Source organism: Sphingomonas sp. (assembly GCF_036387595.1).
Lineage (GTDB): Bacteria > Pseudomonadota > Alphaproteobacteria > Sphingomonadales > Sphingomonadaceae > Sphingomonas.
This window is the reverse complement of record NZ_DASVTL010000069.1, coordinates 1-13,681: the sequence shown is the minus strand read 5'-3', so window position 1 is coordinate 13,681 and position 13,681 is coordinate 1. Positions and strand designations below refer to the sequence as shown.

Genomic DNA, 13,681 nt, shown 5'->3' with positions numbered 1-13,681 from the left:
ACGCGACGCGCTCACGCCGCCAGGATCAGCGCGTCGAGCGCAACTGCGCCCTGGCCACGCGGATAGACGACGACCGGGTTAAGATCGATTTCGCGGATCGAAGGCGTGCCGAGCAAGAGCGATCCGAGCGCGGAGATGATCGTGGCGACCGCATCGACGTCGAGCGCAGGCGAGCCACGGAAGCCATCGAGCAACGCGCCGCTCTTGAGCAAGCGCAGTTCCGCCGCGATCACCTGCGGCGTCAGGTCTGGCGCCAGCAGGCGGACGTCGTGGAGCAGTTCGGCCTGCACCCCGCCGAAGCCGACAAGAATGACCGGACCCCATTCGGGATCGTTCTTCGCGCCGACGATCAATTCGGTTCCGCGCGCGCCCATCGCCTCGATCAGCCCGCCGTCCAGCGTGATGGCGGCGTTATAAGCCGCGACATTGTCGTAGAGTTGGCGCCATGCCGCGATCAGTGCGGCTTCGTCGGCGATATTCAGGATGACGCCTCGGGCATCGCTCTTGTGGCTGAGCGCTGCAGCCTGTGCCTTTAGAACGACGGGGTAGCCTATGGTGGCAGCAATCGCTCTGGCGTCGTCGACATTCGCGGCGAACCCGCCCTTTGGGAATGGCACGCCCAGCGGAGCGAGCAACTGCTTCGCGCGATATTCGGGGATAACCCCGCTCGGCAGGTCGATGGTGACCGGCGCGACATCGGCCTGCGCATTGTCCTGCTCTCCGGCTGCCATCAACCGCCGCAGTGCGCGAAACGCGCGCTCAGGCGAGGGGAAATAGGGCACGCCGGCAGCGCGAAGTGCAGAGATATAGTCGATCGGCACAGCCGCGCCGTCGTCCAGCCCGGCAAAGATCACCGGCTTGTCCGGTGCGAGAGCCGAGATCGCCGCGGTGATTGGCGGGAACTTGCGCGCTGCGGTCGCCGCGTCGGTCTGGATGATGCCCAGCACCACGGCAGCAAATGCATCGTCCGCAAGCAGCGGCGCCAAGGTGCGGCGATAGAGGTCGGGATCGACCAGCGCCTGTGCGGTCAGGTCCATGGGGTTGGATACGGGGATGAAGTCCGGGATAGCCGCGCGCATCGCCGTGCCGGTAACGCCGTCGATCGCAGGAAGCGAAAGCCCGATTCGCTCGGCCAGGTCGAGCGTCAGCGCCTTGAACGCGCCAGATTCGGTCAGCACTGCGGTGCCGCCGCTACGTACCGGCTTCGCCCGCAGTGCGATGTCCAGGACGTCGCCGAGTTCCTCCAGGCTGTCGACCAGGATCACGCCCGCGCGCACTACCTTGGTCTGCATCAGCTGCCAGTCGCCGGCCATCGCGCCGGTGTGGGTCGCCGCGCTCTCGCGTGCAGCGCTCGACGTGCCGGGATGGAGAAGGACGATCGTCTTGCCCGCGTTTCGCGCTTGCGCGGCGAGGCGCAGAAACCGTGCGGGACTGCGGAATTGTTCGACGATCATGCCGATCACATGCGTGTTCGGTTCGTCGATCAAGTGCGCGACATAATCCTCCACTCCCGACGCGGCCTCGTTGCCGGTAGAGACCGAGATCGAAAGTCCTAGATCCTTGGCCATCAGCGTCGTGCCCAGCACCACTGCCATCGCGCCGGACTGGCTGACGATGCCGATGCCCGGCCTGCCATCCAGACGCCGCGCCGGCGTCTCGACGAAGGTCAGCGGCACGCCCGCGATGTAATTGGTCATCCCCAGGCAATTCGGCCCCTCGATTACCATGCCGCTCTCGGCCGCAATCCGCGCTACCTCCGCCTGTGCGGCGAGTCCCTCCTCGCCGCCTTCTGCGAACCCGGCGGCGAAGATCACCGCGGCACCGACCCCCTTTGCCGCCAACGCCCGCACTGCGCCGAGTACGGCCGAACGGGGGATAGCGAGGACTGCGGCGTCGACGCCGTCGGGCAGATCGTCGATCGACTTCAGGCAGGGGCGCCCGTCGATCGAATCGCGCTTGGGGTTGATGAGGTGGATGGCGCCCGCAAACCCGTGGCGTTCGAGATTGTCGAGCACCGACTTGCCGAGCGCACCGGGGGTGGGAGACGCGCCCACGATCGCGACCGAGCGGGGGGCGAGCAGGCGGGAGAGGTCGGGCATGATGTCGCTTCCGAATGTGTGTCCAATTCCTCCCCGGCACGCGGAGGGGGACCAGCGAAGCTGGTGGAGGGGTGGCCGGCCGCAAACAGAGCGTTCCGAGACAGGCGAGCCCCCTCCGTCAGCCCTGCGGGCTGCCACCTCCCCGCGCGCGGGGAGGTGTTTTCGAGGTCAGGCCCCCGCCTTGTCCTTGTCGTAGGCGCCCAGACCCGGCTTGTAGCTCTTCTCGTCGATGAACTGGCGGATGCCTTCCTTGCGGCCGTGATTGTCGTAGCTGTTCGCCGCTTCCTGCGCGCGGATCAGATAATCCTCGGCATCGTCGTAGCTCATGATCGACACGCGGCGCACCGCATCCTTCGTGGCTTTCAACGCGACGGGGTTCTTGGCCAACAGCACGTTGGCGACCGCCATGACCCGCTCCTTCAAAGCGGCAAGCGGCAGCGACTCGTTGACCAGGCCCCAATCGGCAGCGGTCTTGCCGTCGATGTTCTCGCCCATCATCGCGTGATACATCGCCTTGCGGAACGGCAGCAGTTCGACTGCGACCTTGGTCGCGCCGCCGCCAGGCAGGATGCCCCAGTTGATCTCGGACAGGCCGAACTGCGCCTCGTCGGCGGCGAACGCCAGGTCGCACGCGAACAGCGGGCCGTAGCCGCCGCCGAAGCACCAGCCGTTGACCATCGCGATCGTCGGCTTCTGATACCAGCGCAGCCGCCGCCACCAGCCATAGCTTTCGCGCTGCGCAGCCCGCGTCGCGCCCAGCCCCTTGGCCTCGGTCTCGCGGAAATATTCCTTCAGGTCCATGCCGGCCGACCAGGCGGTGCCTTCGCCCGACAGCACCAGCACGCCGGCGTCGTCGCGATGTTCGAGCAGGTCGAGCACCTCCATCATGTCGCGGTTCAGCGTCGGCGACATGCAGTTGCGCTTCTCGGGACGGTTGAAGTTCACCCACGCGATACGATCCACGATGTCGTAGCTGACGGTGCCGTTGCTGCTGAGTTCGGTCATAGTACAATCCGTTCGTTTCGAGCGAAGTCGAGGATCAGTGCGCCAGTTCTGTGTCTCGACTTCGCTCGACACGAACGGCGCGCATTCAAATCGGGTAATGCCCCGGCTCGGTTTCGATCGTGATCCAGCGCAATTCGGTAAAGGCGTCGATCCCGGCCTTGCCGCCGAAGCGGCCGTAGCCCGAGGACTTGGTGCCGCCGAACGGCATCTGCGCCTCGTCGCGCACGGTTGGCCCGTTGACGTGGCAGATGCCCGATTTGATCCGGCGCGCGACCCGCAGCCCGCGCGCGGTGTCGCGGGTGAAGACGGCCGCCGAAAGTCCGTATTCGGTGTCGTTGGCGAGCGCGATCGCGTGATCCTCGTCGCGGGCGCGGATGATGCCCACGACGGGGCCGAAGCTCTCGTCGCGAAACAGCTTCATCGCGGGCGTCACCTTGTCGATCACGTGCGCGGGCATCAGCACGCCGTCACTCGCCCCGCCGTTGACCTGCACCGCGCCAGCGCCGATCGCATCGGCAATCAGTGACTTCACATGATCGACCGTCTTCTGATCGACCACCGCGCCAAGCGGCGTCTTGCCTTCGCGTGGGTCGCCGACCGGCATCGTGCCGACCTTGGCGGCGAACTTCTCGACGAAGGCGTCCGCCACGCTGTCGACGACGATGATCCGTTCGGTCGACATGCAGATCTGGCCGGAATTCATGAACGCGCCGAACGCCGCCGCCTTCACCGCTTCGTCCAAATCCGCATCGTCGAGCACGATCAGCGGCGCCTTGCCGCCGAGTTCGAGCAGCACGGGTTTCAGATGGGCCGCCGCACGCTGCGCGATGATCCGGCCCACATGGGTCGATCCGGTGAAGTTGATGCGCTTGATCTCCGGATGGTCGATCAGCGCGCCCACGATGTCCGCGGCGTCGACCGGCGCATTCGTGACCATGCTGACCGCGCCGTCGGGTAGGCCGGCGTCGGCGAACGCTTGCGCGATCAACTGGTGCGTGCGCGGGCATTGCTCGCTGGCTTTCAGCACCATCGTATTGCCACATGCCAGCGGCACTGCGATCGCGCGGACGCCCAGGATGATCGGTGCGTTCCACGGTGCGATGCCCAGCATCACGCCGACCGGCTCGCGCAGCGCCATAGCGATGCAGCCGGGCTTGTCTGAAGGGATGACCTCACCCGCGATCTGCGTGGTCAGCGCCGCGGCCTCGCGCACCATGCCGACCGCGAGCATCAGGTTGAAGCGCGCCCAGCCTTCGGTCGCGCCGATTTCGCCCATCATCGCGGCGACGAAATCGTCGGCCTTCGCGGCCAGCGCGTCGGCGGCCTTGTTCAGCAACGCGCGCCGGGCATTGGGGCCAAGCGCAGACCATGCGGGGAAGGCGGCAGCGGCGCGCTCAACCGCGGCATTCGCTTCCTCGACGCTGGCGGCGGTTGCGGTCGTGGCAACCTCGCCGGTCACCGGATTCAGCCGATCGAAGGTGCGTTCGCGTGCTTCCAGAACCGTCGCCATGCGTCCTCTCCCAATTATTGCTATGATGTATAACTTATCGAGAATGAGCAATCAACCGGTTTCGTACGCGTGATGGGAGTTCAGGCCGACACTTCCTTGGCCTCAATGCGAGCCAGCAACGCGACAAGGTCTGCGCGTTCGGTGGCGCTGAGATCGCTCAGCAACGCATCCTCGTGCACGCGGATACGCTCGAGCACCGCCGCCACGCTTTCTTCCCCCGCCGGCGTGAGGTTCAGCGCAAATGCACGGCGATCGTCGGCCGCGGTTTCGCGGTTCACGAGGCCACGATCGACGAGATCGTTGACTAGCGCCACCATATTCGCCCGCTGGATGCCCAGAGCGCGACCGACATTCCCCTGATTGATGCCGGGATTGGCGGCGATGATGGAGAGGATGCCGAACAGCACCTGGCGCATCCCCGTGTCCGCGACGGCGCGGCTGAAATCGCCGGCGAACACCGCGGACGCGCGCCGCATATGGTAACCCATAAGTCCGTCGAGGACGCCCAGGGCGATCCCATCATTGCCTTCTGTCATAGCCGCCACGTGCCTCGATCGTCCCGTATCGTTGGCGATAGTCGTCGTTGGCTGCCGTCTCAAGCGGCGACGCCCCGGGGGTGCAGCAGGACGATCGCCACCGCCGCTACCGCGGAGCCCAGCGCCATCAGGATTGCGACGGTGGGCAACAGATAACCCGCAGCGAACAGCATTCCCGCAAGCGCAGGCGCCAGTGCCGATCCGCCACGGCCGACGCCGATCACGAATCCGGTCGCCGTCGCGCGCACGCCGGTCGGAAAGCTCTGAGCGATGAGGGCATAGAGTCCGACGACGCCGGCGTTGGTCGCAAAGCCGGCAACCGCCGCGATCGCCGACAACGCACCTATGCTGGTCTGCCCGCGCCCGAAGGCGACGATCAGGATCGTCGACAGCACCATCGCGCTGATGGTAAGCGAGACGAGCCGCACGCGAGCGGTGAGCAGCCCTAGCGCCAGCGATCCACTCGCGCCGCCGACGCTCGCCCATACCAGTACGCCGGCAGCAGCGGACGGGGCGAACCCCATGTCGACGACGATCTTGGGTATCCATTTGAGGATGAAGTAGAACGTCATGATGTGCGCGAAATAGGCGATCGTCAGCACCAGCGTGGTACGCCGCAGCGTGGCGTCGAACAGTTGCGCCAGCGGCACCGTCGCCCGCGTCGCATCGGCCTCAGGCAGCGCGGCGATCGGCGGGTGACCCATCCGGCGGAGCGTCGCATTGATCCGCGGCAGGGCGCCCGGTGGCCGCCGGTGCATCAGGAACGCGACCGATTCGGGCGCCCGCCATAGCACTAGCGGGATCATCGCCAGGGTGACGATTCCGCCGAATACGAACACCGCCCGCCAGTCATAGCGTGCCAGCAACACCGCGGAAACCGACCCGCCGATCACGCTGCCAAGGGGGTAACCCCCCGCCATCAACACCACGCACAAGGCGCGGCGGCGTGCATTGGCGGCCTCCGCCGCCGCCGCGTTCGTCGCCGCCAGCATGCCGCCGATGCCCAGCCCTGTCAGCACCCGCCAGGCCGACAGCGTAGTAACATCATGTGCGCTCGACGCACCGAACATGCCGCATGCCATCACCGCCAGGCACGCCAGGATGGTCGCCCGGCGGCCGATGCGGTCGGCGACGCCGCCGAGCACGAGCGATCCGATCGCCATGCCGATCAATTCCATCGATAACACGAACCCCAGGGCCGCGCGATCGATGCCCCAAGCGGCGGCGATGCCGGGCGACGCGAAGCTGATCGAGAGCACATCAAATCCGTCGAGCGCGTTCAGCCCAACCATCGTCGTGATGATGCCCCACTGGAAATGGGACATCGGCGCGGAATCTATGATCGCCCGCGGATCGCTAGCCATTCGCCTGTGCCTCCCGATCATCCTTCATCGGATCGAAGCGATCGCGACGTAACGGATCATTGCCCATCAGAACCTGAAGTCCGCGCTTACACCCATTCCCCCGGCCGGTCGTAGCTTACCTCCGCCAGCCCGAATGCGCCCAACACGTTGCCCGATGCCACATACAAGGTGTTGGTCAGCTTGGTGCCGAAAAACCGATAAGATCACACGTTTGCCCGGCAGCGCATAGCTCAGCCGTGCGTTGAGTAGACCATAGCCATCGTCGGCGATGATCGGCGAATTGGCGACGTCGTGAAAGATGCGGCTGTACACCGTGTAATCAAGGCGAAACGCAGCCTCGCTGGCGTCTGCGAGTTCGTGGCTCAGATCGACGCTGGTTGTCACCGTCCATTCGGGCGCCTTCACGAATTGACTGGCCGGCGTGACCGGCAGGATCTGGGTCGGCCCCAATCCTTCCCGGCGGAGGTGTATTTCGCGTCGAGATAGCGGACGGCTGTGTTGAGCGAAAACCGGCGGACAGGCGCATGACGGCCATAGTTCAGCCGATCGTCCAGCAGCTTGGCGGCGACCTGCACTTCCTGACTGAACTGCCATTGCTTGTCGCGGTTGGTAGTCTGGCGGAAGAGAAGCGGCGAATTCTCGCCGTCGCGCGTCAAATAAGCCTTCATGTCGCGATAGTGGGTGATCGATACGCCAATGCGCCGGGCCGATGCGGACACGTTGCGCGGCAGCAAGGGCGACGACACGCTGATGAGCGGAGGCGGCAACGACGTGCTGAACGGCGGCGCCGGTGTCGACACGCTGTCCGGCGCTGGCGGCAACGATACGATCCAAGGTGCCGGCAATGACGTCATTGCGGGCGATCTTGGCAATGACAGCCTTCCGGGAGGCGCGGGCGACGATCGCATCACGTTCGATAGGCTGGACGCGTGGATCAAGGGAGACGCGGCCCGGATCGGTTCACCTTCGATGCCGATGCCATCACGGGCGGTTCTGCTCGACTGTTCGACTCGTCCTATGCGCAGGGCGACAGGATCGACCTGGCTGGGCTGGGCTGGGCTCGACGCGATTGCAGGCGGAGCGGACAATGCGTTCGCGTTCATCGGAACGGCGGCCTTTGGCAATGTCGCGGGGCGGCTTCGCTATGCAGCCATGAGCGGAGGCCTGACCGTACAGGGCGACCTGGATGGCATGGCGTCGCCGACTCAGCTTCTTCGTCTCGGGTGGCTCGCTCAGCGCGACCGATCTCCTGCTCTGAGGCGTCGAATCGCTGCGACCTTAAGAACCCCGCGGCATCATCGGATGCGGCGAGGTTTTCCTTGCCACGGCCCGGCTTCCCCGAGCGGGAGCGCATCGCCCCCGACGCGGATTTGTTAGGGAAGAAGGCGCCGAGTTCCACCTGCCTGCTCTCTTGGCGCAATATTGTGATACTGTGAAGGGTGGACCAAGTACGACAGTCCGCATGCCAACAGCCTGCCGCTTGCGGCAGGCTGTTGGTTGGAAGTCACCGAAGCCGAGCGCACCAAACCCGATCGGTGCTGGCTCAATAGGTGTTGTGGTGAACCACGACCCGAACGGTCGATGCCAGGATCATGACGTCGCGCCAAATGGACCAATCGGCGGCATATTCCAGGTCCGCCTGGAGTCTGCGCGTCAGATCGTCCCGGTGCTGGGTCGCGCCGCGGAAGCCGCGGACCTGGGCCAACCCGGTGATGCCCGGCTTGAGCACGTGACGATGCCAATACCGCTCATCGACATCCCAGAAGAGATCCTCGCCGGCGAGCGAGCCCAGCGCATGGGGGCGCGGGCCGACCAGGCTCATCGACCCGCCGACGACGTTGAGCAGCTGCGGCAGCTCGTCCATGCTGGTCCGCCGTATGAAGCGTCCGACGCGGGTGATCCGGTCGTCGTCGCGGCTCGTAGATTGATTGCCGTCGGCATCGCACATGTCGACGCGCATGCTGCGGAATTTCAGGATCTCGAAGAAGGCATTGCCGCGGCCGATGCGGCGCTGCTTGAAGAAGACCGGGCCGCGGCTATCCAGCTTGATCGCCAGGGCGGTGATCACGAGGACGGGAGCCAGCGCCACCAGCGCCGGAATGCACAAGGCTAGATCGAAACTGCGCTTGGCGATCCGCTGGCTCATGTCGAGGGGGCCGGCCGACACCGTCAGCGTGGTGTGCCGATCGAGCGCGCTGAGGCCGATCGCGCCGATGGCGGCGATGTCGTCCACCACGACTTCTCCGTTAACGTTGGCTCCTTTTAGCATCATCGCCCAGTTCTTGCGGGACTCAGCGGCGCAGGCGATGACGACCCGGTCCATCCCCTTCACCAGTCCGGCGAAACGATTGAGCATCACGGGATCGCGCAGATCGGGCACCACCCCCATCCGCTGCGCATCGACGACCCGCATCGGCGGTGTGACGTCGATATGCACGCCGTCGCGAATGACCATCTCGGCGGTAAGCGCGCCGCGCCATCTTTTCGCGACGATGGCACTCACGCCGTAGCGGAAGGCGATGATCAGCAGCGCCGAGGTTCCCATCGTCGTTGCCAGCAGCAATCGCGACAGATCCTGCTCGGCGCGAAAGAAGTAGGAGATCAGGAACAGCGTCGCAAAGGTGAACAGCAGCGCCTGGAGCGCGCGCGAGATGCTGGCGGATGCACGGCGCAGTGTCTGGACGGAAAAGCCACCGGCATTGAGCGCGGTGCCCATGTAGATCGGCAGGCCCACGGCCAGGATCGCGTACCAATTGTCGCCGGTGTGCTTGAGCAGCCGCGCCACGAGGAACGCCATCGTCATGGCAAACGAATCGAGCGCCGCAACCGCCAGACACAGGCGGATACGCATCACATGAGGCGATACGCTATGCGACAGGTGGAGGAGATCACCAGGCGAATCGCCCGCGTGATCCACAGATGGTCCGTTCACTCACTTTCCCTCATCGACCCAGAAGCGCTGTAGCCGCCCCGCAACGGTTACGCGCGAAAGACTAGGAGGGTATTAAACAAAAGCCGAGGTCAATGCATCCGACCTCGGCGAGGTACATTTTACAATAGCACGATCATCACCGCCCGGCGCACAACGTCCAACCGGCGATGGTCTACAGAAAGAGCGCGATCAGCCCCGCCCATGCGGTCATGCCGATGAGCAACGATCCTACCAGGCCGCGTGCGAAGCTCCCGGGCATCAGATCGACTGTCGGGGGCGGCTGTACCGTCATCATGATCCCTCTCCGCGCAATTTGGTTTGCGCTTGGTACGTTCAATTATCGTTAACAACCGATTTCAACGTTTTTGTACGATTGCGCCAGTCCTAAAATGAAATTTTTTGTTGGCCACGCGACGAGCGTTCCCGAGCGGCCGAATCTGGGCGGCCTCAGATGACTGAAGGGAGGACTTTTGCGGGCGTTTGCGCAGGCGCGCGCCATCGGTCGCAGCCATCTTAAGATGACGGCAAGGGTTTGGGCGCACAACGGGGGGAACGACCCGAATTAGGACGCCAGCACCGATGGCTACCACCGCCCGTCAAGCCGCTCATCGCTTCGCCGACCGCCGAGCAACCCCGCGTGCCGCTTTCGGCCGAACGGGAACGCTGCGCATCGACGGGCAGGATCCGGTCGAGGTGACGGTCAGCGATCTGACCCGCGACGGCTGCTGCATCCAGACACCGGCCGAACTAGAGCGCAACGCCTCCGCCAGCATCGGCTTGGCCAATGTGGGTCTTACGCCTTGCCGCATCGTCTGGAAGAGCAGTCGCGGCTATGGCTGCGCGTTTGACGCGCCGCTCTCGGCGGGGGCTGTGACGTCCGCCTTCGGACCGAGCAACATCGCTTCTTTTCCGAATCAGTCTGCCTCGTGGAACGCTCCCGCCGCCACGGCGAAATGGAGCCCTCGCGCGCGTATGTCGTTGCTTGGCATCGCAGTGACCGCGTGTTGGGCAGCAGTGGCCGCCGGAACTTTCCTGCTTTTCGGCTGACCGCGTACACCGCTGAGCGTCCTCCGCGACACTCGGCTCTGGTTTTCGCGTTCTGCCGTGCTAAAGCGCGGACTGGTCATTCTGGGATGGCCGGTTGGCGACCGCATAGTCCCCAATTGAGGGTGGCAGACGCGAGCAGCCTGATCATCAGACAAGGGGTAAATCGACAGCATGCGCATCACCATGATTGGATCGGGATATGTCGGTCTCGTTTCCGGAGCCTGCTTTGCGGATTTTGGGCATGAAGTCGTCTGTGTCGATAAGGACCAGCGCAAGATCGACCTGCTGCTGAACGGCGTGATGCCGATCTTCGAGCCGGGCCTGGACGAACTGGTCGCGCGCAACGTCGCGGCCGGGCGGCTGCGCTTCACCATCGATCTGCCTGAGGGCATCAAGGATGCCGAAGCGATCTTCATCGCGGTCGGCACGCCGTCGCGGCGCGGCGACGGCCATGCAGATCTCAGCTATGTCTATGCCGCAGCCGAGGAGATCGGCCGTTCGCTGACCGGCTTCACGGTGATCGTCGACAAATCGACTGTACCCGTGGGCACCGGTGACGAGGTCGAGCGGATTATCCGCGAGGTCAATCCGGAGGCCGACTTCGCTGTGGCATCCAACCCCGAATTCCTGCGCGAAGGCGCCGCGATCGACGATTTCAAGCGTCCGGATCGCATCGTCATCGGCTCCGACGATCCGCGCGCGCTGGCGGTGATGCGCGGCGTGTATCGCCCGCTGTACCTCAACAAGTCGCCGCTCGTCGAAATGAGTCGCCGCGCGGCCGAATTGACCAAATATGCCGGCAACGCGTTCCTGGCGACCAAGATCACCTTCATCAACGAGATTGCGGACCTGTGCGAGAAGGTCGGCGCAGACGTTCAGGACGTGGCGCGGGGTATCGGCCTGGATGGCCGTATCGGCAACAAGTTTCTCCACGCCGGTCCCGGCTACGGCGGATCGTGTTTCCCCAAGGACACGCTGGCGCTGCTCAAGACCGCGCAGGATTACGAGGCGCCGCAGCGGATCGTCGAGGCGGTCGTCGCGGTCAACGATAATCGCAAGCGCGCGATGGGCCGCAAGGTGATCGCGGCGATGGGCGGCGACGTCCGCGGCAAGACCGTTGCGGTGCTCGGCCTGACCTTCAAGCCCAATACCGACGACATGCGTGACAGCCCGGCGATCGCGGTAATTCAGACGCTGCAGGATGCTGGCGCCACCGTGCGCGCCTATGATCCTGAGGGTCATGAACAGGCCAAGAAGGTTCTCGACAACGTCGTCTATTGCGACGGCGCCTATCAGACGATGGAGGGCGCCGACGCACTCGCGATCGTCACCGAGTGGGATGCCTTCCGCGCGCTGGACTTCAAGCGGGTGAAGGAGCTGCTCAGCGAGCCGATCATCGTCGATCTCCGCAACGTCTATCCGCGCGAAATGGTCGAGCAGGCCGGCTTCGTCTATCACGCCGTCGGTCGGTGACATGGCGGCGCCCATCCTGGTTACCGGTGCCGCCGGTTTCGTAGGCCATGCCACCGCCCACAGTCTGCTCGCCCGGGGTGAAGAGGTCGTCGGCGTCGACATCGTCAATGATTATTACGATCCGGCGCTCAAACACGCTCGATTGGCGACATTCGAGGGGCTGAAGGGATTTCGGTTCGAGCGGATGGACATCGCCGATGCCGGCGTAGTCGCAGAGCTGATGAAGCGCGAGAAGATCACGCGGGTCGTCCATCTCGCCGCACAGGCCGGGGTGCGATACAGTATCGAGAACCCCTTCGCCTATCAGCGTTCCAACCTGGCCGGGCATCTGGCCGTGATGGAAGGGTGCCGCCATGCCGAGGGGCTGGAGCACCTCGTCTATGCCTCGTCCTCGTCGGTCTATGGCGACAAGCCGATGGGCGGGCAGGGGTTCAGCGAGGACGAACCCGCCGCCTCGCCCGTTTCGCTCTATGCCGCGACCAAACGCGCGTGCGAGCTGATGAGCCAGTCTTACTCGACGCTCTACAAGATGCCGCAGACGGGCCTGCGCTTCTTCACCGTCTATGGCCCGTGGGGTCGCCCCGATATGGCCTATTTCTCCTTCACCCAGCGGATCATGGCCGGCCAGTCGATAGAGGTTTACGGCGAAGGCAAGATGGCGCGCGACTTCACCTACATCGACGACATCGTCGACGGGGTGATCGGCGCGCTCGATCATCCCCCCGCCGATGGCGGCCACCGGGTGCTCAACATCGGCGACAGCCATCCCGTCGGATTGATGGAGATGATCGAGACGCTGGAGCAGGCGATCGGGCGCAAGGCGGAAAAGATCATGCGGCCGATGCAGCAGGGCGACGTGACCGCCACCTATGCCGACGTGTCGAAGCTCCACGCGCTCACGGGTTACAAGCCCAAGGTGATGTTGGCTGAGGGCCTGGGCCGCTTCGTGGAATGGTATCGCGGCTATTACGGCGATGCGGCGTAGAGGCTGACGAACCGGCCAGCCGCTACTCGGGGATCGTGTTCGCTCCCTGACCGCGACGTATGATGGCCGGAACAGCGGTCATGGCACGCTGGCAGGATCGACCGCGGTCAGCGGCAGCGGCGGGATCGTCCGCCGTGGCAGCGGCCGGGTCGCGCAACGGGCGATCCCGTGCCATGTCGCGGATGGCGACGCCGTCCAGCGCAGCGAGCGCGGGGGTGAACAGCGGAAGTCACCCTTTCGGCGCACATGCTCGAAATGCTCGGTCGGGTCATACGTCGGCAGTCCGGCATATTGCCCTTGCGAAACCTGTCGCCGTCGTTGACGTGGATTTGGGTGACCGTGCCAGCCGGGCGCCGCCGTCAACGGCCGCGGGGTGATCGAGCAGGTGGTATCGACAGTCGCGCCTCCGAACGCGCCTGCGGAGCGGACGAGGGTCGCGGCCGACATCCTCCGCAACCAGGCAGCGCGTCGCGCCGTGGATGACGTAATAGCTCGGCTACGAGCAGGCGCGCATATCGGATATCAGCCGGGGCAGCGCCGGCTTGAACTACATTTTGAAAGCTTAGCCTGGGCGGCCATTCGCGGGCCCTTAGAGTCGGATGACATCAGGCTGACCCGTATCCGGAGTTGACGAGATATTTTCGGCATTCTGAGGCGGAGAATGTATCGAGGAGTGTGCCGACGCGGCGCCATGTCGCCTCGTGGGATCGCTCGGCTGCCTTTCGCATCA

Annotated in this window: 14 protein-coding genes and 1 pseudogene; 4 read left to right on the top strand and 11 right to left on the bottom strand. The window is 64.8% G+C overall.

Annotated features, from left to right (window positions below):
* Window positions 1-11 precede the first annotated feature (11 nt).
* The 7 genes from VF643_RS05695 to VF643_RS05665 form a co-directional block, all read right to left on the bottom strand.
* Complete coding sequence (locus VF643_RS05695; RefSeq protein WP_331042409.1) at window positions 12-2,099, bottom strand: acetate--CoA ligase family protein; 2,088 nt, start codon at window positions 2,097-2,099, stop codon at window positions 12-14.
* Between the two features lie 168 nt (window positions 2,100-2,267).
* The gene (locus tag VF643_RS05690; protein ID WP_331042408.1) at window positions 2,268-3,104 is read right to left on the bottom strand and encodes a p-hydroxycinnamoyl CoA hydratase/lyase; all 837 of its coding nucleotides are present in this window, start codon (window positions 3,102-3,104) and stop codon (window positions 2,268-2,270) included.
* Window positions 3,105-3,189: 85 nt separating this feature from the next.
* Window positions 3,190-4,614 carry an aldehyde dehydrogenase gene (locus VF643_RS05685; RefSeq protein WP_331042407.1) on the bottom strand — a complete coding sequence of 475 codons (1,425 nt, stop codon included), beginning with the start codon at window positions 4,612-4,614 and terminating at the stop codon, window positions 3,190-3,192.
* 80 nt (window positions 4,615-4,694) lie between these two features.
* Entirely contained in the window at window positions 4,695-5,150 is a 456-nt protein-coding gene (locus tag VF643_RS05680; RefSeq protein ID WP_331042406.1) for a MarR family winged helix-turn-helix transcriptional regulator, read from the bottom strand.
* Between the two features lie 59 nt (window positions 5,151-5,209).
* Window positions 5,210-6,475 carry an MFS transporter gene (locus tag VF643_RS05675; RefSeq protein WP_331042405.1) on the bottom strand — a complete coding sequence of 422 codons (1,266 nt, stop codon included), beginning with the start codon at window positions 6,473-6,475 and terminating at the stop codon, window positions 5,210-5,212.
* 105 nt (window positions 6,476-6,580) lie between these two features.
* Complete coding sequence (locus VF643_RS05670) at window positions 6,581-6,919, bottom strand: hypothetical protein (protein ID WP_331042404.1); 339 nt, start codon at window positions 6,917-6,919, stop codon at window positions 6,581-6,583.
* Window positions 6,916-7,182 (bottom strand): hypothetical protein, encoded by a 267-nt coding sequence (locus VF643_RS05665; protein ID WP_331042403.1) that lies wholly within the window; start codon window positions 7,180-7,182, stop codon window positions 6,916-6,918. The genes VF643_RS05670 and VF643_RS05665 overlap by 4 nt, the downstream gene beginning before the upstream one ends.
* 13 nt (window positions 7,183-7,195) lie before the next feature.
* Between VF643_RS05665 and VF643_RS05660 the strand changes: the two genes are divergently transcribed.
* A complete protein-coding gene (locus VF643_RS05660; RefSeq protein WP_331042402.1) occupies window positions 7,196-7,891 on the top strand; it encodes a calcium-binding protein in 696 nt (231 codons plus the stop codon).
* 166 nt (window positions 7,892-8,057) lie between these two features.
* Here VF643_RS05660 and VF643_RS05655 read toward each other — a convergent pair whose 3' ends face one another.
* Window positions 8,058-9,446 carry a sugar transferase gene (locus tag VF643_RS05655; RefSeq protein ID WP_331042401.1) on the bottom strand — a complete coding sequence of 463 codons (1,389 nt, stop codon included), beginning with the start codon at window positions 9,444-9,446 and terminating at the stop codon, window positions 8,058-8,060.
* 172 nt (window positions 9,447-9,618) lie between these two features.
* The gene (locus tag VF643_RS05650; protein ID WP_331042400.1) at window positions 9,619-9,741 is read right to left on the bottom strand and encodes a hypothetical protein; all 123 of its coding nucleotides are present in this window, start codon (window positions 9,739-9,741) and stop codon (window positions 9,619-9,621) included.
* Between the two features lie 284 nt (window positions 9,742-10,025).
* Here VF643_RS05650 and VF643_RS05645 point away from each other — a divergent pair, with 284 nt between their 5' ends.
* The 3 genes from VF643_RS05645 (at window position 10,026) to VF643_RS05635 (ending at window position 12,951) form a co-directional block, all read left to right on the top strand.
* Entirely contained in the window at window positions 10,026-10,493 is a 468-nt protein-coding gene (locus tag VF643_RS05645; RefSeq protein WP_331042399.1) for a PilZ domain-containing protein, read from the top strand.
* A gap of 171 nt (window positions 10,494-10,664) precedes the next feature.
* The gene (locus VF643_RS05640; protein ID WP_331042398.1) at window positions 10,665-11,966 is read left to right on the top strand and encodes a UDP-glucose/GDP-mannose dehydrogenase family protein; all 1,302 of its coding nucleotides are present in this window, start codon (window positions 10,665-10,667) and stop codon (window positions 11,964-11,966) included.
* 1 nt (window position 11,967) lies between these two features.
* The gene (locus VF643_RS05635; RefSeq protein WP_331042397.1) at window positions 11,968-12,951 is read left to right on the top strand and encodes an NAD-dependent epimerase/dehydratase family protein; all 984 of its coding nucleotides are present in this window, start codon (window positions 11,968-11,970) and stop codon (window positions 12,949-12,951) included.
* A 78-nt stretch (window positions 12,952-13,029) separates the two neighbouring features.
* On the opposite strand, the gene VF643_RS05630 is transcribed toward VF643_RS05635, so the two are convergent.
* Entirely contained in the window at window positions 13,030-13,398 is a 369-nt protein-coding gene (locus VF643_RS05630; RefSeq protein ID WP_331042396.1) for a hypothetical protein, read from the bottom strand.
* 158 nt (window positions 13,399-13,556) lie between these two features.
* A pseudogene (locus tag VF643_RS05625) lies at window positions 13,557-13,681 on the bottom strand (IS630 family transposase); the annotation flags it as partial.